Genomic DNA, 25,505 nt, shown 5'->3' on the forward strand with positions numbered 1-25,505 from the left:
CACCTGTGATCAGGTGGCGCTCCGGTGAAGTCGAGTCGGTCGGGCGGCGTTGGCGCGGGGCGGTCGAGTGCTCCGTACGCGTCGACCGGCGTACCGAGGCCGACCCGGAGACGGTACGCGCGCTCGCGTACCCCCGGCTCGTCGGCGAACCCGAGGCCGGCGACCGGGTGCTGCTGAACACGAACGCCCTGGCGCTGGGCCTCGGCACCGGCGGGTACGCCCTGGTCGTCGCGTTCCCCGACCGGCTGCCCGTGGACGCCGTCGGCCCCGAGCACGGGCCGGGACACATCGTGAAGGCCCGGTACACGCCGATGCAGGCGATCTGCCTGGCGGCCGACGAGCCGGACTCCCCGCACCACGCGACCCTGGCCGCGGCCGAGGACGTCGGCGGGATGCCGGTCGTGGTGGCCGACTTGCACTCGGCGCTGCCCGCCATCCTCGCGGGCGTGCACGCCGACCGGCCCGACGCGCGGGTCGCGTACGTGATGACGGACGGCGGGGCGCTGCCGGGCTGGTTCTCCCGGACGGTCTCCGACCTCGCCGATCATCTCGCCGGGACGGTGACGGTCGGGCAGGCGTACGGCGGCGATCTGGAGGCGGTCACCGTCCACACCGGACTGCTGGCGGCCCGGCACGTGCTCGGCGCCGACGTGGCGGTCGTCGCGCAGGGCCCGGGCAACCTCGGCACCGGTACGCCGTGGGGCTACTCCGGCGTCGCGGCGGGCGAGGCCGTCAACGCGGCGGCCGTGCTCGGCGGGCGGCCGGTCGGCTCGCTGCGCATCTCGGACGCCGACCCCCGGCCGCGCCACCGCGGCGTCTCGCACCACAGCCTGACCGCGTACGGGCGGGTGGCCCTGGCACCGGCCGATCTCGTCGTGCCCGCCGGCCTGCCCCGGGGACTGGCCGTGCAGGTCGCGGAGGCGGTCGCGCCGCTCGCCCACCGGCACCGGGTCGTGTCCGTCGAGTGCGAGGGGCTGGACGACGCGCTGCGGCGCAGCCCGGTCAAGCTCTCGACGATGGGCCGCGGGCTCGACGCGGACCACGCGTACTTCCTCGCGGCGGCCGCCGCCGGCCGGTACGCGGCGCAGCTGCTGAGCGCATGACCCCGGATCGCGTGCACCCGTGATCCGGATCAGCCTGGACGAGCCGACCCTGGCGCGTACGCGTATCGCGATCTCCCCGCTGTGGGAGACCGTCTGCTCGTTGTTCCTCCTCGACCGGGCCGCCCCGGGGAGCCTCGGCTTCCCCTACGACCGCTGGGAGCCGACGGCCAGGGCCGCGTACGCCGACCACGCCGAGGTCCTGCGGCGCGTACGCGGTGCCCGGTTCCCCGATTTCCTCTGCCCGGCCCCGGAGTCGGCCACACCGTCCATAGCGGACGAACTCGCGGCGCTGGCGGCCACCCCGGACGACGTGATCGAGGCCGGGCTCGCCGGCTACGACAGCGCGTACCTCGCCGCGTTCCGCCGTCCCGGCGAGGTACGCCGCTGGGCCGATGCGCTCCACGCGTACTGGGAAAGGGCGTTGGAGCCGGTGTGGGGCGGGATGCGCGCCGCGCTGGACGAGGAGGTGCTCAACCGCGCGCGGGCGCTGGCCACCGACGGGCCCGACCGGCTGCTCGCGGACCTGCACGACCGCGTTCGATGGGAGCCGCCCACCCTGACGCTGGTGAAGCACGAGGAGGCGGACATCCCCGGGACCGACCGGCGGCTGCTGCTGATCCCGCTGATCTTCTCGCGGGGCGCGCTGATGTGCAGCAGCGAGAACCCCGCCGTGATCGCGGTCTCCTACCAGGCGCGCGGCGCCGTGGTCCTGGCCGACGACCGCCCGGCGCGCGCGAGCGACGGGCTCGCGCTGCTGCTCGGCAAGGGCCGCGCCCAGGTGCTGCGGGCGCTCGCGACCCCTTCGACGACCGCGACGCTGGCGGGCCTGCTCGGGCTCGCCCCGAGCACGGTCTCGGAGCATCTGTCGGTGCTGGTCACCGCGGGCGTCGCCTGGCGTCGGCGGGCCGGTCGCCGGGTGCTGTACGGCCTGGAACCGGCGGGCCTCGCGATGGTCTCCCTCATCACCCCTGCCCACCGCGCGGCGGCCTGATACGCGGAGGTGCGGCGCGACCTGACCGCGGCGCAGGATGCGTCGCCCCACTGTGCTGGCAGTGGAGGCCCCCAGGGCCGGAACGGTCTCCCGCGCGAGGAGCGGAGGTGAGATCGACGAACCCGGGAAATAAAAGATCTTGACGAGCTTGATCCTCATCTGGGCTCAGCATTCGGCCGGCGCCGAATTCGTTTCGGCGAAACCATGATCAACGGTACCGTCCGTCCCCGTGAGTGACTATGCGATCGAGGCAGACGGCTTGCGGCGCAGCTACCGCAGCCGGACGGGGTGGCTGCGGCCGCAGACCACGGTGGTCGACGCCGTCCGGGGCGTGACCTTCGCGGTCGGCCGGGGCGAGCTGTTCGGCCTGCTCGGGCCGAACGGCGCCGGCAAGACCACGACGATCAAGATGCTGAACACCCTGCTCATCCCCACCGCGGGCACCGCCCGGGTGCTCGGGCACGACGTCGTGCGCGAGACCCGCGAGGTACGCAAGCGGATCGGCTACGTCTTCGGCGGCGACCGCGGCCTCTACGAGCGCCTGTCGGCCCTGGACAACCTGCGCTACTTCGCCGAGCTGTACGGCGTACCGGCGCGGGAGCAGAAGGCGCGCATCGGCGAACTGCTGGAGCTCGTCGGCCTCACCGGCCGCGAGGGCGAGCGCGTCGAGGGCTACTCCCGCGGCATGCGCCAGCGCCTGCACATCGCGCGCGGCCTGCTGCACCGGCCCGAGGTCCTGTTCCTCGACGAGCCCTCCATCGGCGTCGACCCGGTCGCCGCCCGCGACCTGCGCAAGACCGTCGCCGACCTCGCCGCCGGCGGGACCACGGTCCTGCTCACCACGCACTACATGGCCGAGGCCGACGAACTCTGCGACCGGATCGCCGTGATCGCGGGCGGCGAGCTGCGCGCCCTCGGCACCCCCACCGAGCTCAAGCGCCACGCGGACGGCCGCCGGGTGGTCGAGGTCGAGGCGTACGGCGTCGCCCCCGGCACCGTCGAGCTCCTGCAGGCCCTTCCCGGCGTACGCGGCGTGCAGATCGAGGAGTCCGGCGCGGCCCAGCTGCTCACGGTCCAGTCGGAGTCCGATGTGGACGTGCAGTCGGACGTGCTGGCGGCCCTGAACGGCGTACGCCTCGGCCGCGTCAGCGCCCGGCAGCCGACGCTGGAGGACGCGTACGTGGCGATCGTGTCCGGCGACGGCGGTCCGGCGCGGGAGAGCCTGGTGGCCGCATGAGAACGCTGCGGATGCTCTGGATCGGCACGATCATGCAGGTGAAGATGTCCTCGCGGGGCACCTTCGAGATCGCCACCGCGATGATCATGCCGATCGTGCAGGCGACCGTGGCGGTCTACCTGCTGCGGGCGGCCGACTCCCCGCACCGGATGATCGAGGCCGCGGTCGGCGCCGGACTGATGGGCGTGTGGTCGACGGTCCTGTTCGGTTCCGGCGGCGCCATCCAGCGCCAGCGGTTCATGGGCACCCTGGAGATGCTCATGCTCGCTCCGCGCAATCCCGCCGGCACGATCCTGCCGATCACGATCGCGACCGGCCTCACCGGCACGTACGCGATGATCGCCACGCTCGGCTGGGGCTGGCTGGTCTACGGCATCCGGCCGGAGTTCGCCCACCCGTGGCTGTTCCTGGCCGCGGTACCGGCGTGCGTCCTCGGCCTCGGCATGTTCGGCCTGCTGCTGGCGTCGACGTTCGTGCTGATGCGCAACGCCAACGCGCTCTGCAACACGCTGGAGTACCCGATCTGGCTGCTGTCGGGCATGCTCGTGCCGATCACCGTCCTGCCGGCCTGGACCGGGCCGCTGGCCGACATCCTGCCGACGACCTGGGGCGCCCGGGCCGTGCACGAGGCCACCTCCGGCGGCGCCGTCTGGCCCGCGATCGCCTGGTGCCTCGGCATCAGCGTCGCCTGCTTCGCCCTCGGGGCACTGTCCATGACCTACGTCGAGCGGCGGGCGCGTACCGCCGCCACACTGGCCCTGGCCTGAGGAGGCGGCGATGCGACTGCTCACCATCGGCGGCGTGATCTCCTATCGCGCCCTGTTCAACTGGGCCACCCCGGCCATGTTCATCGGTACGCTGCTCGTCGGCCCGGTGTTCCAGCTGCTGTTCTTCGCGTACCTGGGGCGGCAGCTGGGGGTGGCCGACGACGGGTTCTACATCGTCGGCAACGCCGTGCTGGCCGCGTCGGCGCTGTGCCTGTTCGGCGGCTCGATGGCGGTGCTGAACGAGCGCCGTTTCGGCACGCTGGGCCACGTGCTGCTGTCCCCGCGCAGCCGGACCCTCACGTGGATCGGCCGCGCCCTGCCGTACGCGGGCAACGGCCTGCTCGTCGCCGCGTTCACGCTGGTGATGGGCAAGCTGCTGCTCGGCCTGCCGATCCCGGCCGGAGCCTGGCCGGGCCTGGCCGCCACCCTGGCCAGCGCGGCGCTCGCGTGCGCGGCGTTCGGCCTGGTCCTCGGCGCGTTCGCGCTGCGGTTCCGGGACGCCTGGCTCATCAACAACACCACGGTCACGCTGATGGTCCTGTTCAGCGGGACGAACGTGCCCCGGGAAAGCCTGCCCGGCTGGATGCAGGCGGCCGGGAACTTCATCCCGGTGACGCACGCGGCCTCGGCGGCCCGGTCGCTCGTGCACGGCGCGTCGTTCGGGTCGGTCGCGCCCCGGATCGGCCAGGAACTCCTCATCGGCGCCGCGTACGCCGTCCTCGCCGGAGTCCTCCTCAAGGTCTTCGAAGCCGAGTCCCGCCGCCGGGCCTCCCTCGACACCCTCTGAACAACCCCCCTCCCCGCCACCTCTCTCCGACGATCTTGCGCGAATGTCCGGGCCTTTCGGGCGTACCGGACAGAATTCGAGACATTCGCGCAAGATCGTCGGGGAGGGGTGGCGCCGGAAGCGGCCGCGCGGGAAGCGGCCACTGTGGACGGATCGTCGGGAGGGAGCGATGATCGCGGGATGCGTAAACGTTTACCAGCCCCGGTTCCCGGTGCCCTCGCCGCCGGCGTCCTCCTGCTCGCGCTGCTGCCCGCGCCACCCGCCGCCGCGGCCGCTCCCCCGCCGGTGAGCCCCATGGTGCAGAGCGGGCCGGCCGCGATCGTCCAGCGCGTCCAGGACACCTACATCAGCAACAAGGACGCCGCCGACCACAGCGGCGGCGCCTTCCTGCACATCGGTACGCCCGACGGCGGCACCACGAAATACCGCAGCTTCCTGCAGTTCGACGTGTCCGCGCTGCGCGGCGCGACGATCACGGATGCCCGGCTGCGGCTGTACAACTCGTACACGGGGTCCTGCGACGGCTGGTGGATGTACGCGTTCCCGGTCGCGGCCGCCTGGTCCCAGTCGACGATCACCTGGGCGAACCAGCCGGCGGTCGACAGCAGCGCCACCTACCAGGCGGCGGCGAACTTCGGCATCGGCAACGCCGCGCTCGGCTGCCCCGACACCCCGGACTTCACCGATCCCGACGCGTCCGACGGGATCCACCGGCTCGACGTCACCGCCATGGTCCGCGACTGGGCCTCCGGCGTCCTGCCGAACCGCGGCCTGCGGCTGTCCGCGGGCGAACAGGGTACGCAGGCGTACAAGGACTTCTGCTCGATGAACCCGGCCGCGCCGTCGGGGCAGAACCCGTGCGTGATCGCGTACGACACGCCGACGTTGGAGATCACCTATCAACCGGCCCATCCCGTCGTGGCGGTGCCGAACGGGCGTACCCGGAGCATCGAGTTCTACGACGCGGCCCGCACGTCCGCCTGGAACGGCACCGCCAAGTACCAGAGCTGGGCGGCCGACGCGTACCACTCGATCACCGACGGCACGCTCGCGCCCGGATACGGCGGCGGGACCGACGCGAAGCTGCGGCCGGGCGGCGCGTACGGGCCGGGCCAGGTGCTGCTGGTCTCCGACGGCACGTCGGGGTTCGTCGGCGTGATCCCGTATCCGCAGCTCTCCGGGCGGCTGTGGGCGATCAACGTCGGGCCGGCGGCGACCGCCAACGTGCACGGCGTGGAGCTGTTGCCGGACGGGAACGTCGCGGTCGCGCTCAGCCAGAGCAACCTCGTGCAGATCTACAGCAGGGCCGCCGGCGAGAACTGGACCGGCACCAGGCCCGCCCCGCTGGGCGGCGCGTCCCTGGCCGGCGCCCACGAGGTGCTCTACGACCCGGCGAACAACGCGCTGTGGGCCGTCGGCAACAGCAGCGTGGTCGAGTACTCGTACGACCCTGCGACGATCGGCGCCACCGGAGAGCTCAGCCAGATCGCCGAGTACGCCATCCCCGCGCAGACGGCCGCGAACGCAGGGAAACCCGCGTACGGCCACGACATCGAGCCGGTGTACGCCGACCCGGACCGGCTGTGGGTGACCAGCAACGCCGGCGTACTCCAGTTGTCGAAGTCGGGCACGGCGGCGTGCGCGGTGGCGCAGACCCCCGAAGGCTGGCCGGCCACCACCGCCGCCGGCGTCGGTACGCGCTGGTGCGCCGACTACGCCTCAGCGGCGGCAGTCCAGCGGCACCGGCAGGTCAAGAGCATCGGCGACGACCCCGCGACCGGCGGGCTGATGGAGGTGTGGGCCGCGGCCGGCGACTCGTCGCCGGTGGTCACGTTCTTCACCGGCGGCACGGAGACGGCCACGGGCTCGAACGGGGCCGACACCTACTACCGCGCCCACTACCTCGTCCCCGCCTACCAGTGAGCCGCCTGCCAGTGAGTCCGCCTACCAATGAGCCCGCCTGCCTGATGAGTCCCGCCTGCCGATGAGTCCCGTCTGCCCGTGAGTCCCGCCCGCGAGTGAGCGGGTCCGTCAAGAAAGCGTGAGGAGGGCCCGGGTGTAGAGGAGGTCGAAGCCGGCCCGCCGCACGTTGCGCTGCGACTGCGTTCCCGGCGACGTCGTCACGACCGCCACCTCGCACCCGGCCGCCCGCGCGTCCGCCAGCCGCCGCGCGAGCAGCGCCGCCTGCACGCCGCGCCGCCGGAACTCCGGCCGGGTCGCCCCCGCCGCGAACTCGCCGAGCCCGTGCGCCACCTCCAACGTCCCACCACCCGCGGGCGCGCCGTCGACCCAGGCCAGGTAGCGCGTCACACCGGGTCGCGTCGACAGATCCACGTGTACGCGTACCAGCGCGTCCAGGGAGAACGCGGGGGTCGCGGCGAACCCGGCGGTGACGGTGGCGAGCCAGGTGTCGAGTTCCTCGATCGGGCTGGCCGAGACGGACACGTCGTTGAACAGCCAGGGCCCGCCGGAGATCGTCACGTCACCGGGCACCCGCCCGAGCACGTCCTCGAAGCCGGTGAGCCGGTAACCCCGGCCGGTCAGCCAGTCGCGGACCGCCGGATCTCCCGGGTGCGCGAACTCGACCTCCACCGGTGCGCCCAGCTCCCGGTACACCGATTCCACCGCGGCCCACTCGTCCTCGGCCGGTACGCCGCCGAAACCGAGTCCGACGACCTTGTTCAGCGGCGAACCGGGTCCGGCATAGCAGGCGTACCCGGCGGCGACGGGGCGGGCGAACGCGGCCGGTTCCCGTTCCCGGGCGGCCAGGCAGGCGGCCGCGATCCGGTCGCCTTCGGCCCGTTCGAGCCGCTCCACCAGGGCGGTGTCCACGGTCAGCGTCATGAGGTGGAGACTAACCGGATGCCTGTACGCCTTCGTCCCGTTTCCGCTGCCGACGTCCCCGCGATTCATGCGGTGGTGGCCGCGTACGAGGAGGCGGTGGTCGGCCGGGTCGAGTCCGATGTGGACAGGATCGCGGCGGATCTGGCCCGGCCCGGCCTCGATCCGGCGCTGGATTCCGTGGTGGCCGACGAGGACGGCGCGATCATCGGATGGGCCTGGGCGGACCGGCGCTCCGAGGTCTACGTGCACCCCGCGCACCGCGGCCGGGGGCTCGGCGGGGCGCTGCTGAGCTGGACCGAGCAGCGGGCCCGCCAGACCGGCGCCGCCCGGCTCGTCCAGACCGTCGCCGACCAGGACACGGCCGCGACCGCCCTCGTACGCGCGCACGGCTTCGCCCCGTACGTCACGTCCTGGCTGCTCGCGATCGACCTGCCGGAAGCACCCGAGATCCCGGCCGCGCCGGACGGGGTGACGGTCCGGGCGTTCCGGCCGGGCGACGAGCACGCCGCGCACGAGATGATCGAGGACGCCTTCGACGAATGGCAGTCGCGCCGCAAGGCGTACGCCGAATGGGCCCGGGGGACCGTGGAGCGGCCGACCTTCGCGCCGCAGTGCTCGCCGGTGGCCGTGGGGCCGGACGGCGAACTGCTCGGCGCGCTGATCGCGGACCTGCCCGAGTTCGGCGAGGCTACATCGAGCGCCTCGCCGTACGCCGGGACCAGCGCAACCGGGGCCTCGCCCGGCTGCTGCTGCGGACGTCGTTCCGGGCCTTCCACGAGCGCGGCCTGCGCAGCGCGACCCTGTGGACGCACTCGAACACCGGGGCGCTGGCCCTCTACGAACGGGTGGGGATGCGCGTACGCCGCAGCTCGACGGTGTACGCGCTCGACCTCACTTGAGGAAGGCGATCAGCAGGGCGAACCCGCCGATGATGCCCACCAGCGCGGCGACCAGGACCCAGGTCGGGACGGTGTACTCGCCGCGCCGGTTGCGGGCGATCTCATCGCGGATCTTCTCCTGCCGGCGCTGCCAGCGCGGCTTCTCGTTGCCGGGCAGCCCGAGCAGGCCGCGGCGGCGCCGGGGCAGTTCGGTGATCGGGTTCTCGCTCATGATGCCGTCGAGCCTACGCCTGCTCCGATCACAGAAGCAGGCCCGACGGCCTCACGGAAAGGTCACATGCCGGCGAGATCACATACTGGCGATGAGCCGGTCGACGCGCTCGTCGTGGGCCCGGAACGGGTCCTTGCACAGCACGGTGCGCTGCGCCTGGTCGTTCAGCTTCAGGTGCACCCAGTCGACGGTGAAGTCGCGGCGCTTCTCCTGGGCGTGCTTGATGAACTCGCCGCGCAGCCGCGCCCGCGTGGTCTGCGGCGGGGTCTCCTTGGCCTCGTAGATCCGCAGGTCGTTGACCGCGCGCTCGACCTGGTTGCGCTTCTCCAGCAGCGGGTAGAGGCCCCGCCCCCGGCGCAGGTCGTGGTACGCGAGGTCCAGCTGGGCCACCCGCGGGTGGGCCAGCGGCAGGTCGTGCTTGGCCTGGTAGCGCTCGATCGTGCGGAGCTTGGTGACCCAGTCGATCTCGCGCGACACCGGTTCGAGGTCGCCGGACTCGACGGCGGCGAGGACCCGGCCCCACAGCTCGATGACCTTCTTCGAGACGTCGTCGTGCGTACGCTTCGCCACGAACTCGGCGGCCTTCGTGAAGTACTCCTGCTGGATCTCCAGCGCGCTGGCCTCGCGACCGGAGGCGAGCCGGATCCGGCGGCGGCCGGTGATGTCGTGCGACACCTCCCGGATCGCCCGGATCGGGTTCTCCAGCGACAGGTCGGCCATGGTGACCCCGGCCTCGATCATGCGCAGGACGAGATCCGCCGAGCCGACCTTGAGCAGCGTGGTCATCTCGTTCATGTTCGAGTCGCCGACGATGACGTGCAGGCGCCGGTAGCGCTCGGCGTCGGCGTGCGGCTCGTCGCGGGTGTTGATGATCGGCCGGCTGCGGGTGGTGGCGCTGGAGACGCCCTCCCAGATGTGCTCGGCACGCTGGGACAGGCAGTAGACCGCGCCCCGGGGCGTCTGCAGGACCTTGCCGGCGCCGCAGATCAGCTGCCGGGTGACGAGGAACGGGATCAGGATGTCGGCGAGCCGGCCGAACTCGCCGTGCCGGGAGACCAGGTAGTTCTCGTGGCAGCCGTAGGAGTTGCCGGCGGAGTCGGTGTTGTTCTTGAACAGGTAGATCTCGCCCGCGATGCCCTCGTCGTGCAGCCGCTTCTCGGCGTCCACGAGGAGTCCTTCGAGGATCCGCTCGCCGGCCCGGTCGTGCGCGACCAGGTCGAGCAGCGAGTCACACTCCGGGGTCGCGTACTCCGGGTGCGAGCCCACGTCGAGGTAGAGACGGGCTCCGTTGCGCAGGAAGACGTTGCTTGAGCGACCCCAGGAGACGACCCGGCGGAACAAATAGCGCGCCACCTCGTCCGGGCTCAGCCGCCGCTGGCCACGGTAGGTGCAGGTGACGCCATATTCCGTCTCGATGCCGTAGATGCGCCGGTCCATCCCCAAACAGTACGCGAGATCAGCTACGAAGGTCACGCACGTAGTGACTGGATGTATTCGCGGCAGTCCGCATAGGACGGAAGCAGGCCGCGCTCGGCCGCCTCCGCGAGGGTCGGCGCGGCGGCGTCCCGAGCCGACAATACCGGTGAATCAGCAGGCCAGGCGACGTTCAGCTGAACGTCCAGCGGGTGGATCGCGAACTCCCGGGCCGGGTTGTAGGTCTCCGAGCACAGGTACGAGATCGTGACGTCGTCCTCCAGGGCGCAGAAACCGTGTCCGAGGCCTTCGGCCAGGTAGACGGCCTTCCGGTCGACATCATCCAGCCGGACGGTCTCATATTTACCGAAAGTGGGCGAACCCTGGCGGAGGTCCACGATGACGTCGAGCAGGGCTCCGCGTACACAGGTGATGTATTTGGCCTGACCGGGAGGAACCTGGGCATAGTGGATGCCGCGGACGACGCCCCGCGCGGAGGTCGAGAGGTTCGCCTGCGCGAGGCGCAGCGGGTGGCCGACCGCCTCGGCGAGGCGGTCGTAGCGGTACCACTCCATGAAGACGCCGCGCGGGTCGCCGTGCTGGACCGGCGTGATCTCCCAGGCGCCCTCGATGGACAGCTCGCTGATCTTCATCGGCGGCCCACCGTGACGAACTCGTTGTAGGTGAAGACCTTGCCCGCCGTGCGGGCGAACGGGAAGCTGTACTGCCGCGTGACGCTCAAGCCGAGGTCCGCGCACAGCTTGGCGGCCTCCTCGAAGCCGACGAAGCGCACGTGGGTCGCGTCGCTGGCGAACCCCTTCTCCTGCGGCGTGATGATCACTACCTGGCCGCCGGGACGCACGCAGTCGACGTAGCTGCCCAGCACCGCCAGCGCGTCCGGCTCGGGCATGTGCTCCGCCAGGTGCGCGGCGAGGATCGAGTCGAAGGCGCCCGCCTCGTGCACGAACTCCTCCGACGTGTACGCAGTCAGCCCGCGCTGCCGGCACACGGCGACCGAGGTCGGGTTGTGGTCGACCCCGACGCTCTCCGGGCTCAGATGGGCGAGGTTGCGGCCGATGCCGCAGCCGACGTCGAGGGTGCGGCCGAGGCCGAGCCGCCGCAGGTTCCACCGGTAGGGCGCCTGCACGTCCAGGACCCGCTTCCAGCGGGCACCTTCGAGCGCGGCCAGCCGTTCGGTGTAGTCGGCACCTTCTGTCACGCCGGGAAGCATAGCGGGGACGGGCGTGCCGGAGCGCACCGCTAGCCTGGGGTCACTATGTCTGCCGCTCCCCGCTCCGCCGAGCCGACCTCGGCTCCCCCGCTCGGCAGAGGCCTGCTGAAGGGCACCACCTCGATCGCGACCGCACTGGTCGTCCTCGGCGCCTCCGGGTACGCCTTCCTCGCCGTCACCGCCCGCATCGTGCCCGCCGCCGACTACGCCGCGCTCGCGGCGCTCTACCTGCTGATGGCGGTCTTCGGCGGCGGCCTGTTCTCCAGCGTCGAACTGGAGACCAGCCGGCTCGTCAGCGGCGGGGCCGCCCGCGGCGAGCCGACCGGCACCGCGGTACGCCAGATGCGCCTGGTCTCCACCGGCCTGCTGGTCCTGGTCTCGCTGGCGATGCTGGCCGCCGGCCGCCTGCTCGTCGACCGTGTCTTCAACGGCGACCCCTGGCTGCTCGCCGGGCTGCTCGCGGCGTGCGCCGGCTTCGCCGTGCTGAGCCTGCCCCGGGGCACGTTCGCCGGCCGGGGACGGCTGCCGGCGTACGCGGCCACGATCGGCGGAGAGGGCCTGGCCCGCCTGCTCCCCTGCCTCATCCTGGCCGCGGCCGGGGTCACCGCCGCGGCCGGCTTCGGTGTCGCGCTCGGCCTGGGCCCGCTGCTCGCCGGCCTGCTCTGCGTACCGTGGCTGCGCCTCGGCGCCCCGGGCGGCCACGTGCCGTGGCGCACGCTGCTGCCGGCCGTCGGCTGGCTCGCCGGATCGGCACTGCTGTCGCTGGGCCTGGCCAACCTCGGCCCCGTCGTCGTCAAGGCGATCCTCGTCGAGGACCCGGCCCGCGCGGGCGTCTTCGCGTTCGCGTTCGTGCTGGCACGCGTACCGCAGTTCCTGTTCACGAGCGCGCAGACGGCCCTGCTCCCGGCCCTCACCCGGGCGGCCGCGACCGGCGACCACGCGCGGCTGCGTCAAGGCGTACGCCAGGCCGTCCTGGTCGTCGCGGCGCTCGGCGCACTGGGCGTCCTCGGGACGATCCTCGTGGGCGGTTTCGTCATCCGCGTCCTGTTCGACTCCACGCACGGGATCGGCGCGCTGGACCTCGGGCTGCTCGGCCTCGGCGCCGCGTTCGCGATGATGATGGCCGTGCTCCAGTCGGCCCTCCTCGCGCTGGCCAAGCACCGGCTGGTGACCCTCGCGTACGCGCTGGGCTTCGCGGGCTTCGTCCTGTGCTTCCTGCTCCCGCTGGACCCGGTGGCCGCCGGCCTGGCCGCCCAGCTCGTCTCGGGCGTGATCACCGTCGCCGTCATGCTCCACCTCTTCCGCCGCTACGCCCGCTGACCCCTCTCCTCAACAGCCGCCGATCACTTGTTCCCGGTGATCGCTTCCGCGCGGAGCGCTCGCATATTAGGACAGTCGGGACAAAGTCCGGGCCTGTCTCGACGGCAGCACCGCAGCAGCCACGGAGACCGCCCGGCGCCGGCGCCCTGCCCACACAGATCTTGACCAATGCCCGTGATGCGGGAACGATCTTCCACCCAGTGGTCAGAGGCCGCCGACTTCATGATCATTTACGGCTCGGGTGTCAATCCGGCTCGATCTGCATGATCAATTACGCCCCAGGTGTCGCCGGACCCGGTCAACGCGCTCCAGAACCGTAAATGATCATGCGTAAGACGGCCGTATTCACACCTCAGCCGCAAACGATCACCCCGCTGGCGGCCCGCCCGAGCGCGCATACCGGACAGTCACGACAAAGGCCGAAAGGGGCGAAACGGCGACCGGGCCGCGGTGCAGGATGCGTCGCCCCACTCACCTGGCAGTGGAGTCCCCGGAGCGCAGCGATAGGGGCGGAACGGTCTCCCGCGGGAGGAGCGGAGGTGAGATCGACGAACCCGGGACAAAATGATCTTGATTTAAGAGGACCTACAAGAGCCCCAAGAGGTAATCCCCATAGCCGGACTTGCGCAACGGCTGGGCGAGCGAGACGAGCTGCTTGGACGACAGGAAACCCGCCCGCCAGGCCGCTTCCTCCACGCAGCCGATCTTGAACCCTTGCCGTTCCTCGATGACCCGCACGTACTCCGCCGCCTGCATGAGCGACGAGAACGTCCCGGTGTCGAGCCAGGCCGTCCCCCGGTCGAGGGCGGTGACCGACAGGCGCCCCGCCCGCAGGTACGCGTCGTTGACCGCGGTGATCTCCAGTTCGCCCCGGTCGGACGGCTTGAGGTCGGCGGCGATCTCGACCACCTGGTTGTCGTAGAAGTAGAGGCCGGGGACGGCGTACCGGGACTTGGGGGCGAGCGGCTTCTCCTCGATCGACAGCACCCGGCCGTCGTCCGCGAACTCGACCACGCCGTAGTCCGACGGGTTCGCCACCTGGTACGCGAAGATCCGCCCGCCGGACAGCTGTTCGGTATCCGACAGCTGCCGTTCGAGATTCACCCCGTGGAAGATGTTGTCGCCGAGGATCAGGGCCACCGTCTGGTCGCCGATGAAGTCCCGGCCGATGACGAAGGCCTGCGCGATTCCGTCCGGGCGGGGCTGCACGGCATAGGAGATCACCAATCCCCACTGGCTTCCGTCGCCGAGCAGCCGCTCGAACTGCACGGCGTCCTCGGGAGTGGTGATCACGAGGATCTCGCGGACCCCTGCCATGATCAAAGTAGTCAGCGGGTAGTACACCATCGGCTTGTCGTAGACCGGCATGAGCTGCTTGGAAACGGCTCGGGTGATCGGCCACAGCCGGGATCCGGTGCCACCGGCAAGGAGGATGCCACGCATGACGGGCAACATTACCGGGCGGGCCCGGCCGGCGGGCGGGTCGGCTAGACTCCCGGACTTGTGAATCTCCTCGTCACCGGCGGTGCCGGCTTCATCGGCTCCGAGTATGTCCGCCAGCTGCTGGGCGCCACGCCGCCGGACGCCTCGGTCAAGATCACTGTGCTCGACAAGCTCACCTATTCGGGGAACCTGGCGAACCTCGCCCCGGTCGCGGACGACCCGCGGCTGGTCTTCGTGCAGGGTGACATCTGCGACGCCGACGTCGTCGAGGACCTGACGCGGGGCGTCGACGCGGTCGTGCACTTCGCCGCCGAGACCCACGTCGACCGGGCCGTCACCGGGCCCAGCGAGTTCGTGCGGACCAACGTCCTCGGTACGCAGGTCCTGCTCGACGCCGCGCGCCGGCACGAGATCGGCCGGTTCCTGCACGTGTCGACCGACGAGGTCTACGGGTCGATCGAGAGCGGCTCCTGGACCGAGGACTGGCCGCTGGCGCCGCGCTCGGCGTACTCGGCCGCGAAGGCGGGATCGGACCTGCTGGCGCTCGCGTACCACAAGACCTACGGGCTGGACGTCGTCGTGACGCGGTGCTCGAACAACTACGGGCACTACCAGTTCCCGGAGAAGGTCATCCCGCTGTTCGTGACGAACCTGCTCGACGGGCGGAGCGTCCCCCTCTACGGCGACGGCCTCAACATCCGCGACTGGCTGCACGTCTCCGACCACTGCCGGGGCATCGACCTGGCGCTGCGCAAGGGCCGCGCCGGCGAGGTCTACCACATCGGCGGCGGCACCGAGCTGACCAACCGGGAGCTGACCGAGCGCCTGCTCGAGGCGACCGGGCGCGGCTGGGATCTGGTGACCCCGGTCGCCGACCGGCCCGGCCACGACCGCCGGTACTCGCTGTCGATCGAGAAGATCCGCGCCGAGCTGGGCTACGAGCCGCAGGTGGAGCTGGCCGACGGCCTGGCCGCCACCGTCGCCTGGTACCAGGACAACCGGGACTGGTGGGAGCCGCTCAAGGAGAAGGCGGCCCTGGCGTCGTGACGGCCGGGACCGGGAAGGTTCTCATCACCGGTGCGGGCGGCATGCTCGGCCGCGCCTTGACCGCCGCGGCCCCGGCGGCCACCGCCCTGACCCGGCGGGAGCTCGACCTCCTCGACGCGGCCGCGACCGCCGACGCCGTCGCCGGCCACGACGTGGTGATCAACGCGGCCGCGTGGACCGACGTCGACCGGGCCGAGACCGAGGAGGCCGAGGCGACCCGGATCAACGGCGACGCCGTGGCGAACCTGGCGGCCGCCTGCGCCTCGGCGAACGCCCGCCTGATCCACGTCTCGACCGACTACGTCTTCGCCGGCGACGCCGCCACCCCGTACGCCGAGGACGCCCCGACGGCGCCGCTGAACGCGTACGGGCGCAGCAAGCTGGCCGGCGAGCTCGCGGTCGCGAAGCTGCTGCCCGCCGCCGGCTATGTCGTACGCACGGCCTGGCTCTACGACCGCACCGGCCGGAACTTCCTCACCACGATGCTGCGCCTGGCCGGCGAGCGCGACTTTGTGGACGTGGTCGACGACCAGCGCGGACAGCCGACGACCGCTCCGGCGCTGGCCGCCCAGCTGCTCCGGCTGGCCGCGCGGCCGGACGCCGCTCCCGGGATCTACCACGGCACCGCCGGCGGCGAAACCACCTGGTACGCGTTCACCCGGGCGATCTTCGCGCTGACGGGTCTCGATCCCGACCGGGTCCGGCCGACGACCAGCGAACGCTTCGTCCGGCCGGCGCCGCGCCCGGCGTACAGTGTGCTGGGCCACGACCGGTGGCGGGCCGCCGGTCTGGCGCCGCTGGCCGACTGGCAAGATCTGCTGCACGATCTCCTGGGCGGCGGCCCGGCGGGACCGACGGCCCACAGTGACGGCGACGAGGGTGATCCGGCATGAGCCTGCAGCTGACCACCACGGTATGCGGCCTCCTGCTGCTCGCGGGCATCGTGGAGCTGCTGCGGCGCCGCCAGCTGCGGGAGAAGTACGGCGTCCTGTGGATCGGCGTCGGCCTCGTGATCATCCCGCTCTCGGTGTTCCCGCACGCGGTCGACAGGGTGGCCAGCTTCTTCGGTATGGCCAGCGGGGTGAGCCTGGTACTCTTCGCCGCGATCGTCTTCCTTCTGGTCGTCTGCCTCCATCTCAGCTGGGAGGTCAGCCGGTTGGAGGAGAAGACCCGCACCCTCGCCGAGGAGATCGCCCTGATCCGGATGAAGGTCGACCAGAACACGGGGTCGGACGTTGATCAACGGTAGGACCGTCCTGGTCGTGATCCCGGCGCTGAACGAGGCGGGCGCCATCACCGGCGTCATCGCCGAGATCCGCGCGGAACTGCCCGGTGTGGACGTGCTCGTGGTCGACGACGGCTCGACCGACTCGACCGCGCGCGAGGCGGGCAAGGCGGGCGCGCTGGTGGCGAGCCTGCCCTACAACCTCGGTGTCGGCGGCGCGCGCCGGCTCGGCTACCGCTACGGCCTCGACGGCGACTACGACGTCGTCGTGCAGCTCGACGCCGACGGCCAGCACGACCCCAAGTTCGTCCCGCAGATGATCGACGCTCTGGACGAGGGCGACGTCGTCATCGGTGCCCGGTTCGCGGGCGTCGGAGAGTACCGCGTCCGCGGCCCCCGCTCCTGGGCCATGTCGTTTCTGTCCACTGTGCTCTCCGCGGTCGCGCGGACGAGACTGACCGACACGACGTCCGGCTACCGGGCGACCAACCGCCGCGGCACCGCGCTCTACGCCCAGTTCTTCCCGGTGGAGTACCTCGGCGACACCGTCGAGACGATCGTCCAGGCCGTCCGGCACGACCTCACGGTCCGCCAGGTCCCGGTGGCCATGCGGCCCCGGGTCGCCGGCACGCCGAGCCACTCCCCCATCCGGGCCACGATCTACCTCGGCCGCGCGTTCAGCGTCCTCGTCCTTGCGCTCATCCGGCGGTGAGCGCCGTGCGGATCGACGCCGTGATGCTCGCCTACGGCAAGGAGCAGTGGCTCGCCGAGGCGGTCGACGCGGTCCTGCGCTCCACCGGCGCCGAGGTCAGCCTCACCCTGGTCGACAACGGCAGCGAGTCGGTCGCCGGCCTCGCCGCCCGCCCCGGCCTGCGCGTCCTGACGCCCACCGCCAATCTCGGGTACGCCGGCGGCTGCGACCTGGGCGCCGAGGAGGCGACCGCGGAGTTCATCGCGTTCGTCAACTCCGACGCGATCGTGGCACCGGACGCGCTGGCCAAGGTCGCCGCGGTCGCCGCCGAACCGGGCGTCGGCGCGGCGATGGCCTCGATCCGGCACGCCGACCGGCTCGACGTCGTCAACACCGCCGGCAATCCGCTGCACATCGCGGGGCTGTCCTGGGCCGGCGGCAACGACGAGCCCGCGAGCGCGTACGCGACGCGTACCAGCGTGCCGTCGCTGAGCGGATGCGCGTTCGTGGTCCGCCGCGACCTGTGGCGCGAGCTGGGCGGCTTCGCGGCCGAGTACTTCGCCTACCACGAGGACACCGAGCTCAGTCTCCGGCTGTGGCAGCGCGGCCTGGCCCCGGCGTACGTGCCGGACGCCGTGGTCGGCCACCACTACGAGTTCTCCCGCAACGAGTTCAAGTACTACCTGCTCGAACGCAACCGGCTCGTGACGGTCCTGTCCGCGTACGCCGGCCGGACGATCCTGCTCCTGCTGCCCGTCCTGCTGCTGACCGAGGCCGCGATGCTGGCCACCGCGGCGATGGGCGGCTGGTTCAAGGCCAAGGTGCGCGGCTACGGCTGGCTCTGGCGCAACCGCTCCTGGATCCGGGCCCGCCACCGGCAGCTGCAGGCCGAACGCACGGTACGCGACCGGGCACTGGCGCACCTGTTCACGGCGAGGTTCGCGCCGTCCAATGTGGACACGCCGCCGGGCATGGGCGTCTACAACGTCCTCGCCGGCCTCTGGTGGCGCCTCATCCGCCCCCTCCTCTGACCCCTCCCCCTCCCTCCTTCCCTCCCTCCCCCTCCCGCGCCGCGCCATGCCGTGCCGTGAATTGCGGCGATCTTGCGCGAATGTACCGGCGTATCGGGCAAAGGCCGCGAAATTCGGGGCATTCGCGCAAGATCGTTGGGCATGGATGCCGGGGACAGTGGGACAGGCGGGACGTCACTACCCTGATGCGATGACCGCCATCCCAGCGCCTGCGGCCGCCTCCTGGGGCCGGCGGGCCGCGACGCAGCTGCCGCTCGCCACGGTGGCCGGACTCCTCCTGGCACTGCAGTACCTCGGAATGCTGGACCTGGAAAAGGTCTTCATGATCACCGGCACGATAGTGGTCGCGGTCGCGGCGATCTTCGGTCTGGCCCGGTGGTTCCGGCGTGCCACCGGCCGCGAGAAGCCCGCCGAGCGCACTGCCGACGAGCTGGCCGACCTCCGGGCGGTCATCGAGACCGCGCCCGTACGCCCACCGGAACCGCGCGTCGTCCGTGGCCGGCCGGTTCTGCGGGAGGCCGCCCTCAAGCTCGGACTCGTGGCCTTGATGACGCTGGGATGCGTCGGCGTGATCACAGCGATCCGGCCCGAGCACGGCGACTTCCACCGGTTGCTACACCTCCACATCGCCCTCGCGGCCGGTGCCCTCGGGGCCTGGGCGTCGTGGGGAAGGCATCTCCGCCACCTCCCGGTACGCATCACCGACAGCGGCCTGCGGTTCGGCTTCGCCCCGATCGTGGCGTGGCGGGACGTTCTCGAGGTCGTCCTCGTGGGACCGGCACCGGACCGCGCGACCGGCAAGGCCGACAAGAACGGCAAAGCTGGCCACAACGGCAAGGCCGGCGAGGACGACGAGGACATCGAGCCGGCGATGGTCTGGGTACTGCGGGACGGCCGCCGCATCCCCCTGGAGTTCGATGCCCTCGGTACGCCGCCCGCGGAGATCCTGCTCGCCGCGCGGGCGTACAGGCCTGATCTGCCGGTCCGCTGACGGCCCCGGGCGTTGACGCAGCAGGCCCCGCCGACGACGCCGGCGGGGCCTGTGACACGCGGAAGGTGAGGTGCTACTCCGCCGACTCGTCGGCGGCGGGCGTCTCGGCGGCGGGTTCGGCCGGCGCGGGCTCGGCGGCCGCGGGCTCCTCCTTGGCGCCGGGTACGGCCGGCGGGTCGAGCAGGGTCGTCAGCGCGTTGCCGGTGATGCGGCGGAACGCCCGGCCCTTGCGGGCCCGGTCGAGGATCGCCACCTCCAGCTGGTTCGCGGCGATCTTCCGGGCGGCCCCGCCCTCGCCGCCCACACTGCCGAGCGCCTCGACGGCGAGCTTGAGCGCCTCGGCCAGGGTGTGCGCCTCGCTGTGGCGGTCCTTGAGCAGGGTGGCGATCGCCTCCGCCTGGCCGCCCATGACGAGGAAGCCCGGCTCGTCCTGCACGGAACCGTCGTAGGTCAGCCGGTACAGCTCGTCCGCGGCCGGCTCGGTGCCGACCTCGGCGATGCAGATCTCGACCTCCAGCGGCTTGCCGCTCTCGCCGAACAGGTTGCCCAGCGTCTGCGCGTACGCGCTGGCGAGCGCCCGTCCGGTCACGTCCCGGCGGTCGTAGGAGTAACCCCGCATATCGGCCATGCGTACGCCGGCCGAGCGCAGGTTCTCGAACTCGTTGTACCGGCCGACGGCGGCGAACCCGATCCGGTCGTAGATCTCGCTCACCTTGTGCAGGGTCGTCGACAGGTTCTCGGCGACGAAGAGTACGCCCTGCGCGTAGGACACGACGACCACACTGCGGCCGCGCGCGATCCCCTTGCGCGCGTACTCCGAGCGGTCGCGCATGATCTGCTCGGGCGACGCGTAGAACTGCATGGCCACGGCGGCCAGCTCCTTCCTGAGTGGACAGCTACGGATGGCGCGCTACGAAACGGAATCCGCTCAGCCGCCGATGTTCTCGTGCCGGGCCGCGATGACGGCCTCGGCGATCGCGGCCGTCTCGGCGTCCGGCAGGCGGTGCGTGCCCTCGGCGGTCACGGTCATCACGACCGGGAAGATGCGGCGGATCACGTCGGGGCCGCCGGTCGCCGTGTCGTCGTCGGCCGCGTCGTAGAGCGCCTCGACCGCCAGCTTGGTGGCGTCGGCCGTGGTCACCCCGGGCCGGTAGCGCTTCTTCAGGGCCGACTTCGCGAACAGCGAACCGGAGCCGATCGAGTCGTAGCCGGTCTCCTCGTAGCAGCCGCCCGCGACGTCGAAGCTGAAGATCCGGCCGACCTTCGCCGGGTCCTTCGCGTCGAGGTCGAAGCCGGCGAACAGCGGGACCGCCACCAGGCCCTGCATCGCCGCGCCCAGGTTGCCCCGGACGAGGCCGGCGAGCCGGTTCGCCTTGCCGTCCAGCGAGAGCATCGCGCCCTCGATCTTCTCGTAGTGCTCCAGCTCCACCTGGAACAGCCGCATCAGCTCGATGCCGATGCCCGCCGTGCCCGCGATGCCCACCAGGGAGTACGGGTCGGCCTCGTGCACCTTCTCGATGTCGCGGCTCGCGATCAGGTTGCCCATCGTCGCGCGCCGGTCACCGGCCATGAGCACGCCGTCCACGCAGCTGATCGCCACGATGGTGGTCGCGTGCGGGGCGATGTCGGCGAGGCCGCCCTCGGGCAGCTTCCGGTTGCCCGGCAGCAGCTCGGGCGCGGCCATGGTCAGGAACTCGGTGAAAGAACTCACCCCGACCGCGTTGTACGCGGCCCCCATCCCGCGGGTCCCCTCAGCTCCGAAAGCCACGTCATCCCCTTCTCGTCGTGCCGCTCATACGATGCCGCCCAAATACCATGCCGCTCGAACAACCATGCCGCTCGAAATACCGTGTCGCTCAAAAACCATGCCACTCGATACGCGGCGCCGCCTCAATACGCAGCGCCGCCGGGGAACGGCGGCGCCGGCGCTCATCCTGGACACATCCGAACAGCGGCTTCTCCGCGCCTCGGAAGCCGCGTGAAACGGACAAACGGGACTACTGGCCGCCCTTTTGGATGTACCCGCGGACGAATTCCTCCGCGTTCTCCTCCAGCACCGAGTCGATCTCGTCGAGCAGGTCGTCGACGTCCTCGCCGATCTTCTCGACGCGGTCGGCGATCTCCGGGTCGACCTCGGGCGCGACCGTGTCCTCGACCTCGTTCTCGCGGCGGCGTCCCGCCTGGCCCTGGCCTCCGGTGTCCTGACTCGCCATGGCGCCCCTCCCAAACCGCACGACGGCTGCTCGCCACCCGCCCCCGCACGCGGGGCTGATGGCAAGGCCGGGACCCATGTCCCGGCCGTCCGTTAGGTAAAACCTACCGCGCCGCGTCCGCAAACGCGATCAGCTGTCAGCTCAACACGGCGCGGGGATCGGCTCACCCGTACGCGGTCAGCTGCCGGCGGTCAGCGCCTCCAGCAGATCCTTGGCGCTCTCGCAGCGGTCGAACAGCGGGCCCACGACGCGCTTGACGCCGCGCTCCGGCTCCAGCATCGGTACGCGGACAAGGGATTCGCGGCCCACGTCGAAGATGACGGAGTCCCAGCTGGCGGCGACCACTTCGGACGCGTACTGGGCCAGGCACCGGCCGCGGAAGTACGCCCGCGTGTCCTCCGGCGGCTCCGTCATCGCCCGGCGGATCTGGTCCTCGGTCAGCAGGGTCTTCATCGCGCCCCGGGCCACCAGACGGTTGTAGAGGCCCTTCTCCTGGCGTACGTCCGCGTACTGGAGGTCGACCAGCTGGAGCTTGGGCGAGGCCCAGCCGAGGTTCTCCCGGTCGCGGTAGCCCTCCAGGAGGCGCAGCTTGGCGACCCAGTCGAGCTCGTCGGACAGGAGCATGGGGTCGCGGCCGAGCCGGTCCAGGACGCTCTCCCAGCGGTCGAGGATGTCGGCCGTCTGCTCGTCCATCTCGCGGTCCGCCATGAACTCGCGGACCCGCTCGTAGTACGCCCACTGGACGTCCAGCGCGGTGAGCCGGCGGCCGTCGCGCATGCGCATGCGGTGGCTGAGCGACGGGTCGTGGCTGACCGCGCGCAGCTCGGCGACCGGGTCGGCGATGCCGAGGTCGGGCGTGAGGGCCTTCTCCTCGATCATCGCCAGGACGAGGGACGTCGTGCCGACCTTGAGATAGGTGGAGATCTCCGACAGGTTGGCGTCGCCGATGATGACGTGCAGCCGGCGGTACTTGTCGGCGTCGGAGTGCGGCTCGTCGCGGGTGTTGATGATGGGCCGCTTGAGGGTCGTCTCCAGGCCGACCTCGACCTCGAAGAAGTCCGCCCGCTGCGAGAGCTGGAAGCCGGCCTGCGAGCCGTCCGCGCCGATGCCGACCCGCCCCGCGCCGCAGAAGATCTGCCGGGTGACGAAGAACGGGGTCAGGAACTGCACGATCTCGGCGAACGGCGTCTGCCGGCGCATCAGGTAGTTCTCGTGCGAGCCGTAGCTGACGCCCTTGTTGTCGGCGTTGTTCTTGTAGAGGTGGATCGGGGCGCTGCCGGGGATGGTGCCCGCGCGCCGCGCGCCCTCGGCCATCACGCGCTCGCCGGCTTTGTCCCACAAGACGATGTCGAGCGGATTGGTCACCTCGGGCGTGGAGTACTCCGGGTGGGCGTGGTCGACGTAGAGGCGGGCGCCGTTGGTCAGGATGACGTTGGCGAGCCCGAGATCCTCGTCGGCGAGCGCCTCGGCCGGGTCGAAGACCGCGCCGGTGTAGGTGAAGCCCCGCGCGTCGCGCAGCGGCGACTCCTCCTCGTAGTCCCAGCGTGCGCGGCCGCCCTTGGTGAGCTCGGGCCGGGCCCCGTACGCGTTGACTACCTGGGACGAGGTGACCATCGGGTTGGCCTGGGGCTGACCCGGCACGCTGATGCCGTACTCGACCTCGGTACCCATTATCCGGCGCACTGTCATACGAATGAGACTAGACGGTGACGGAACGTCTGCACTCCCCGCATGGAGCACCGGCACTCCACGGACGGGAAAATCAGCGAAGAGCGAAAAAGGGCCGGCCCCCTGCGGGAGCCGACCCTTTTTCCGGTGCTTACAGGTACTGGCCGGTGTTCGACGCGGTCTCGATGGACCGGCCGGCCTCCGCGCCCTTGCCACCGGAGACGAGCGTACGGATGTAGACGATCCGCTCGCCCTTCTTGCCGGAGATGCGGGCCCAGTCGTCCGGGTTGGTGGTGTTCGGCAGGTCCTCGTTCTCCCGGAACTCGTCGACGCACGCGTCCAGCAGGTGCTGCAGGCGCATGCCCTTGCGGCCGGAGGAGAGGAACTCCTTGATCGCCATCTTCTTGCCCCGGTCCACGATGTTCTGGATCATCGCGCCCGAGTTGAAGTCCTTGAAGTACAGGACTTCCTTGTCTCCGTTGGCGTACGTGACCTCGAGGAAGCGGTTCTCCTCGGTCTCGGAGTACATCCGCAGCACGACCGCCGCGATCATCGCGTGGACGCACGCCTCCGCCGAGCCGCCGTGCTCGGCCAGGTCGTCGGGGTGCAGCGGCAGCCCCGTCAGGATGTACTTGCTGAAGATGTCCTTGGCGGCCTCGGCGTCCGGCCGCTCGATCTTGATTTTGACGTCCAGGCGGCCGGGCCGCAGGATCGCCGGGTCGATCATGTCCTCGCGGTTCGAGGCACCGATCACGATGACGTTCTCGAGACCTTCCACACCGTCGATCTCGCTGAGCAGCTGCGGGACGATCGTGTTCTCCACATCGGACGACACGCCGGAGCCGCGGGTGCGGAACACGGAGTCCATCTCGTCGAAGAACACGATGACCGGCGTACCCTCGGAGGCCTTCTCCCGGGCGCGCTGGAAGATGAGCCGGATGTGCCGCTCGGTCTCGCCGACATACTTGTTGAGCAGCTCCGGACCCTTGATGTTGAGGAAGTAGCTGGTCTGCTTCTCCTCGCCGCGCCGCTCGGCGATCTTCTTCGCCAGCGAGTTCGCGACCGCCTTCGCGATCATCGTCTTGCCGCACCCGGGCGGGCCGTACAGCAGCACGCCCTTCGGCGGCCGCAGCTGGTGCTCCCGGAACAGCTCGGCGTGCAGGAACGGCAGCTCGACCGCGTCGCGGATCTGCTCGATCTGCCCGAAGAGGCCGCCGATGTCGGTGTAGTCGACGTCGGGCACCTCCTCCAGGACGAGTTCCTCGACCTCGCTCTTGGGGATCCGCTCGTACGCGTACGCCGACCGCGGCTCGATCATGAGCGAGTCACCGGCCCGCAGCGGCGAGCTGATGAGCGTCTGGGCCAGGAAGACGATCCGCTCCTCGTCGGCGTGTGAGACCACCAGCGCGCGGTCACCGCCCTCGAGGATCTCCTTGAGCATCACGACCTCGCCGCTGCGCTCGAAACCGAACGCGTCGACGATGTTGAGTGCGTCGTTGAGCAGGACCTCCTGGCCGCGCTGCAACTCCGTGGCGTCGAGCGACGGTGAGACCGCCACCCGCAGCTTGCGTCCCCCGGTGAAGACGTCCACTGTGCCGTCCTCGTGCCGGGTCAGGAAGACCCCATACCCGCTGGGCGGCTGCGCCAGCCGGTCGATCTCCTCCTTGAGCGTGACGATCTGGGCCCGCGCTTCCTTCAGCGTGGCCACCAGTCGATCGTTGTTCTCCGTCAGCCGCGCGAGCTGCGCCTGCGTAGCGGCGAGCCGCTCCTCGAGCTGGCGGACATGACGAGGGCTCTCGGACACCTTGCGCCGCAACAGAGCGAGTTCCTCTTGCAGGAACGCGACCTGCGTGGAGAGATCGTTGGACTCCTTCTCCCACCGTGCGGCGCGCGAATCCGCGTCGTCGCTGCGTGCCACGTCCCACCTCCCCGGGGGTTGAGCCAGGTTGTCTCATAACATTAGCTGGTGTACGCCCCCATGAAACCCTCCCGACACGGCCGATCCCAATCGTGATCTCGCAATCCGGTACGCGGCCCGCGACGGCCCGGACCGTCTGCGGTACCGTCGTGTGCGTGGCAGACGACGAGCTTCAGGTCTGGGTCGACCAGGACTTGTGTACCGGTGACGGCCTGTGCGTCCAGTACGCGCCGGAGATCTTCGAGTTCGACATCGACGGCCTCGCGTACGTGAAGACGCCGGACGGCGAGCTCCAGATGGCCAAGGACGCGCAGGTCAGCGTACCCGCGTCGCTGCGGCTGGAGGTGCTGGACGCCGCGAAGGAATGCCCCGGCGAGTGCATCCACCTGCGCCGCGGAGCGGGTCCGGCCGAGCCGATCTCCGAGGACGACCGCGACGCCCTGCGTACGCAGATCGCGGCAGCCGCCTGACCGGG

26 protein-coding genes and 1 pseudogene are annotated in these 25,505 nt (G+C 71.1%); 16 read left to right on the forward strand and 11 right to left on the reverse strand.

Annotated elements, in window-relative coordinates; all coding sequences use genetic code 11:
- The first annotated feature begins 5 nt into the window (after positions 1-5).
- The 6 genes from G401_RS0142035 to G401_RS0142060 all read left to right on the forward strand — a co-directional run bounded on the left by G401_RS0142035 (position 6) and on the right by G401_RS0142060 (position 6,808).
- Entirely contained in the window at positions 6-1,103 is a 1,098-nt protein-coding gene (locus G401_RS0142035; protein ID WP_027347222.1) for a DUF3866 family protein, read from the forward strand.
- A gap of 19 nt (positions 1,104-1,122) precedes the next feature.
- Positions 1,123-2,094 (forward strand): ArsR/SmtB family transcription factor, encoded by a 972-nt coding sequence (locus G401_RS0142040; RefSeq protein WP_027347223.1) that lies wholly within the window; start codon positions 1,123-1,125, stop codon positions 2,092-2,094.
- A gap of 229 nt (positions 2,095-2,323) precedes the next feature.
- Positions 2,324-3,331, forward strand: coding sequence for an ABC transporter ATP-binding protein (locus G401_RS0142045; protein ID WP_027347224.1), 1,008 nt, complete (start codon positions 2,324-2,326; stop codon positions 3,329-3,331).
- Positions 3,328-4,098, forward strand: a complete 771-nt coding sequence (locus tag G401_RS0142050; RefSeq protein WP_027347225.1) for an ABC transporter permease — start codon at positions 3,328-3,330, stop codon at positions 4,096-4,098. The genes G401_RS0142045 and G401_RS0142050 overlap by 4 nt, the downstream gene beginning before the upstream one ends.
- Before the next feature lie 10 nt (positions 4,099-4,108).
- Positions 4,109-4,885 carry an ABC transporter permease gene (locus G401_RS0142055; RefSeq protein WP_027347226.1) on the forward strand — a complete coding sequence of 259 codons (777 nt, stop codon included), beginning with the start codon at positions 4,109-4,111 and terminating at the stop codon, positions 4,883-4,885.
- 180 nt (positions 4,886-5,065) lie between these two features.
- Positions 5,066-6,808 (forward strand): DNRLRE domain-containing protein, encoded by a 1,743-nt coding sequence (locus G401_RS0142060; protein WP_157546842.1) that lies wholly within the window; start codon positions 5,066-5,068, stop codon positions 6,806-6,808.
- A 108-nt stretch (positions 6,809-6,916) separates the two neighbouring features.
- Here the strand turns inward: G401_RS0142060 and G401_RS56570 are convergent, their stop codons facing one another.
- Positions 6,917-7,798: a GNAT family N-acetyltransferase gene (locus G401_RS56570; protein WP_407636983.1), complete on the reverse strand. Its 882-nt coding sequence runs from the start codon at positions 7,796-7,798 to the stop codon at positions 6,917-6,919.
- Here G401_RS56570 and G401_RS58765 point away from each other — a divergent pair.
- Both G401_RS58765 and G401_RS57435 read left to right on the forward strand, forming a co-directional pair.
- Positions 7,748-8,065, forward strand: a pseudogene (locus G401_RS58765) (N-acetyltransferase family protein); the annotation flags it as partial. The gene G401_RS56570 and the pseudogene G401_RS58765 overlap by 51 nt on opposite strands.
- A gap of 203 nt (positions 8,066-8,268) precedes the next feature.
- Complete coding sequence (locus tag G401_RS57435) at positions 8,269-8,628, forward strand: GNAT family N-acetyltransferase (protein WP_211240993.1); 360 nt, start codon at positions 8,269-8,271, stop codon at positions 8,626-8,628.
- Here the strand turns inward: G401_RS57435 and G401_RS52085 are convergent.
- The 4 genes from G401_RS52085 to G401_RS0142090 form a co-directional block, all read right to left on the reverse strand.
- The gene (locus G401_RS52085) at positions 8,621-8,839 is read right to left on the reverse strand and encodes a hypothetical protein (protein WP_034594847.1); all 219 of its coding nucleotides are present in this window, start codon (positions 8,837-8,839) and stop codon (positions 8,621-8,623) included. The genes G401_RS57435 and G401_RS52085 overlap by 8 nt on opposite strands.
- 78 nt (positions 8,840-8,917) lie before the next feature.
- Positions 8,918-10,276 (reverse strand): Pup--protein ligase, encoded by a 1,359-nt coding sequence (pafA, locus tag G401_RS0142080; protein ID WP_027347230.1) that lies wholly within the window; start codon positions 10,274-10,276, stop codon positions 8,918-8,920.
- 32 nt (positions 10,277-10,308) lie between these two features.
- Complete coding sequence (locus G401_RS0142085; protein ID WP_027347231.1) at positions 10,309-10,905, reverse strand: dTDP-4-dehydrorhamnose 3,5-epimerase family protein; 597 nt, start codon at positions 10,903-10,905, stop codon at positions 10,309-10,311.
- Positions 10,902-11,471 carry a class I SAM-dependent methyltransferase gene (locus G401_RS0142090; RefSeq protein ID WP_245602096.1) on the reverse strand — a complete coding sequence of 190 codons (570 nt, stop codon included), beginning with the start codon at positions 11,469-11,471 and terminating at the stop codon, positions 10,902-10,904. The genes G401_RS0142085 and G401_RS0142090 overlap by 4 nt, the downstream gene beginning before the upstream one ends.
- A 57-nt stretch (positions 11,472-11,528) precedes the next feature.
- Between G401_RS0142090 and G401_RS0142095 the strand changes: the two genes are divergently transcribed.
- Positions 11,529-12,803: a lipopolysaccharide biosynthesis protein gene (locus G401_RS0142095; protein ID WP_027347233.1), complete on the forward strand. Its 1,275-nt coding sequence runs from the start codon at positions 11,529-11,531 to the stop codon at positions 12,801-12,803.
- A 585-nt stretch (positions 12,804-13,388) separates the two neighbouring features.
- Here G401_RS0142095 and rfbA read toward each other — a convergent pair.
- Positions 13,389-14,246 (reverse strand): glucose-1-phosphate thymidylyltransferase RfbA, encoded by an 858-nt coding sequence (rfbA, locus tag G401_RS0142100; protein ID WP_027347234.1) that lies wholly within the window; start codon positions 14,244-14,246, stop codon positions 13,389-13,391.
- A gap of 60 nt (positions 14,247-14,306) precedes the next feature.
- Here rfbA and rfbB point away from each other — a divergent pair, with 60 nt between their 5' ends.
- The 6 genes from rfbB (at position 14,307) to G401_RS0142130 (ending at position 19,231) form a co-directional block, all read left to right on the forward strand.
- The gene (rfbB, locus tag G401_RS0142105) at positions 14,307-15,293 is read left to right on the forward strand and encodes a dTDP-glucose 4,6-dehydratase (RefSeq protein ID WP_027347235.1); all 987 of its coding nucleotides are present in this window, start codon (positions 14,307-14,309) and stop codon (positions 15,291-15,293) included.
- Positions 15,290-16,186, forward strand: coding sequence for a dTDP-4-dehydrorhamnose reductase (gene rfbD, locus G401_RS52090; protein ID WP_281174240.1), 897 nt, complete (start codon positions 15,290-15,292; stop codon positions 16,184-16,186). Before rfbB ends, rfbD begins: the two co-directional genes overlap by 4 nt.
- Complete coding sequence (locus G401_RS52095) at positions 16,183-16,542, forward strand: DUF2304 domain-containing protein (RefSeq protein WP_034594848.1); 360 nt, start codon at positions 16,183-16,185, stop codon at positions 16,540-16,542. Before rfbD ends, G401_RS52095 begins: the two co-directional genes overlap by 4 nt.
- The gene (locus G401_RS0142120; RefSeq protein WP_027347236.1) at positions 16,529-17,230 is read left to right on the forward strand and encodes a glycosyltransferase family 2 protein; all 702 of its coding nucleotides are present in this window, start codon (positions 16,529-16,531) and stop codon (positions 17,228-17,230) included. Before G401_RS52095 ends, G401_RS0142120 begins: the two co-directional genes overlap by 14 nt.
- A 5-nt stretch (positions 17,231-17,235) precedes the next feature.
- Positions 17,236-18,240 (forward strand): glycosyltransferase family 2 protein, encoded by a 1,005-nt coding sequence (locus G401_RS0142125; RefSeq protein WP_245602097.1) that lies wholly within the window; start codon positions 17,236-17,238, stop codon positions 18,238-18,240.
- Positions 18,241-18,430: 190 nt separating this feature from the next.
- Positions 18,431-19,231, forward strand: coding sequence for a hypothetical protein (locus G401_RS0142130; protein ID WP_027347238.1), 801 nt, complete (start codon positions 18,431-18,433; stop codon positions 19,229-19,231).
- Between the two features lie 73 nt (positions 19,232-19,304).
- On the opposite strand, the gene prcA is transcribed toward G401_RS0142130, so the two are convergent.
- The 5 genes from prcA to arc all read right to left on the reverse strand — a co-directional run bounded on the left by prcA (position 19,305) and on the right by arc (position 25,030).
- Positions 19,305-20,099 (reverse strand): proteasome subunit alpha, encoded by a 795-nt coding sequence (gene prcA / locus G401_RS0142135; RefSeq protein WP_027347239.1) that lies wholly within the window; start codon positions 20,097-20,099, stop codon positions 19,305-19,307.
- A 60-nt stretch (positions 20,100-20,159) separates the two neighbouring features.
- Positions 20,160-20,969: a proteasome subunit beta gene (gene prcB / locus G401_RS0142140; protein ID WP_027347240.1), complete on the reverse strand. Its 810-nt coding sequence runs from the start codon at positions 20,967-20,969 to the stop codon at positions 20,160-20,162.
- Positions 20,970-21,228: 259 nt separating this feature from the next.
- Complete coding sequence (locus G401_RS0142145; protein ID WP_027347241.1) at positions 21,229-21,444, reverse strand: ubiquitin-like protein Pup; 216 nt, start codon at positions 21,442-21,444, stop codon at positions 21,229-21,231.
- Between the two features lie 177 nt (positions 21,445-21,621).
- Positions 21,622-23,133 carry a depupylase/deamidase Dop gene (dop, locus tag G401_RS0142150; RefSeq protein ID WP_034594849.1) on the reverse strand — a complete coding sequence of 504 codons (1,512 nt, stop codon included), beginning with the start codon at positions 23,131-23,133 and terminating at the stop codon, positions 21,622-21,624.
- 130 nt (positions 23,134-23,263) lie between these two features.
- Complete coding sequence (arc, locus tag G401_RS0142155) at positions 23,264-25,030, reverse strand: proteasome ATPase (RefSeq protein WP_027347243.1); 1,767 nt, start codon at positions 25,028-25,030, stop codon at positions 23,264-23,266.
- Positions 25,031-25,179: 149 nt separating this feature from the next.
- On the opposite strand from arc, the gene G401_RS52100 reads away from it, so the two are divergent.
- A complete protein-coding gene (locus tag G401_RS52100; protein WP_051368037.1) occupies positions 25,180-25,500 on the forward strand; it encodes a ferredoxin in 321 nt (106 codons plus the stop codon).
- Positions 25,501-25,505 lie beyond the last annotated feature (5 nt).

Origin of the sequence: Hamadaea tsunoensis DSM 44101 (assembly GCF_000428945.1) — a bacterium.
Classification (GTDB): Bacteria; Actinomycetota; Actinomycetes; order Mycobacteriales; family Micromonosporaceae; genus Hamadaea; species Hamadaea tsunoensis.

Excerpts from the sequence above, each read along its gene's own strand:
- G401_RS0142050 (WP_027347225.1), top strand. The coding sequence starts at position 3,328 with ATGAGAACGCTGCGGATGCTCTGGATCGGCACGATCATGCAGGTGAAG.
- G401_RS0142055 (WP_027347226.1), top strand. The coding sequence starts at position 4,109 with ATGCGACTGCTCACCATCGGCGGCGTGATCTCCTATCGCGCCCTGTTC.
- G401_RS0142060 (WP_157546842.1), top strand. The coding sequence starts at position 5,066 with ATGCGTAAACGTTTACCAGCCCCGGTTCCCGGTGCCCTCGCCGCCGGC.
- G401_RS56570 (WP_407636983.1), bottom strand. The coding sequence starts at position 7,798 with ATGAATCGCGGGGACGTCGGCAGCGGAAACGGGACGAAGGCGTACAGG.
- G401_RS57435 (WP_211240993.1), top strand. The coding sequence starts at position 8,269 with ATGGCAGTCGCGCCGCAAGGCGTACGCCGAATGGGCCCGGGGGACCGT.
- G401_RS52085 (WP_034594847.1), bottom strand. The coding sequence starts at position 8,839 with ATGAGCGAGAACCCGATCACCGAACTGCCCCGGCGCCGCCGCGGCCTG.
- pafA (WP_027347230.1), bottom strand. The coding sequence starts at position 10,276 with ATGGACCGGCGCATCTACGGCATCGAGACGGAATATGGCGTCACCTGC.
- G401_RS0142085 (WP_027347231.1), bottom strand. The coding sequence starts at position 10,905 with ATGAAGATCAGCGAGCTGTCCATCGAGGGCGCCTGGGAGATCACGCCG.
- G401_RS0142095 (WP_027347233.1), top strand. The coding sequence starts at position 11,529 with ATGTCTGCCGCTCCCCGCTCCGCCGAGCCGACCTCGGCTCCCCCGCTC.
- rfbA (WP_027347234.1), bottom strand. The coding sequence starts at position 14,246 with ATGCGTGGCATCCTCCTTGCCGGTGGCACCGGATCCCGGCTGTGGCCG.
- G401_RS52095 (WP_034594848.1), top strand. The coding sequence starts at position 16,183 with ATGAGCCTGCAGCTGACCACCACGGTATGCGGCCTCCTGCTGCTCGCG.
- G401_RS0142130 (WP_027347238.1), top strand. The coding sequence starts at position 18,431 with ATGACCGCCATCCCAGCGCCTGCGGCCGCCTCCTGGGGCCGGCGGGCC.
- prcB (WP_027347240.1), bottom strand. The coding sequence starts at position 20,969 with ATGGGGGCCGCGTACAACGCGGTCGGGGTGAGTTCTTTCACCGAGTTC.
- G401_RS0142145 (WP_027347241.1), bottom strand. The coding sequence starts at position 21,444 with ATGGCGAGTCAGGACACCGGAGGCCAGGGCCAGGCGGGACGCCGCCGC.
- dop (WP_034594849.1), bottom strand. The coding sequence starts at position 23,133 with ATGACAGTGCGCCGGATAATGGGTACCGAGGTCGAGTACGGCATCAGC.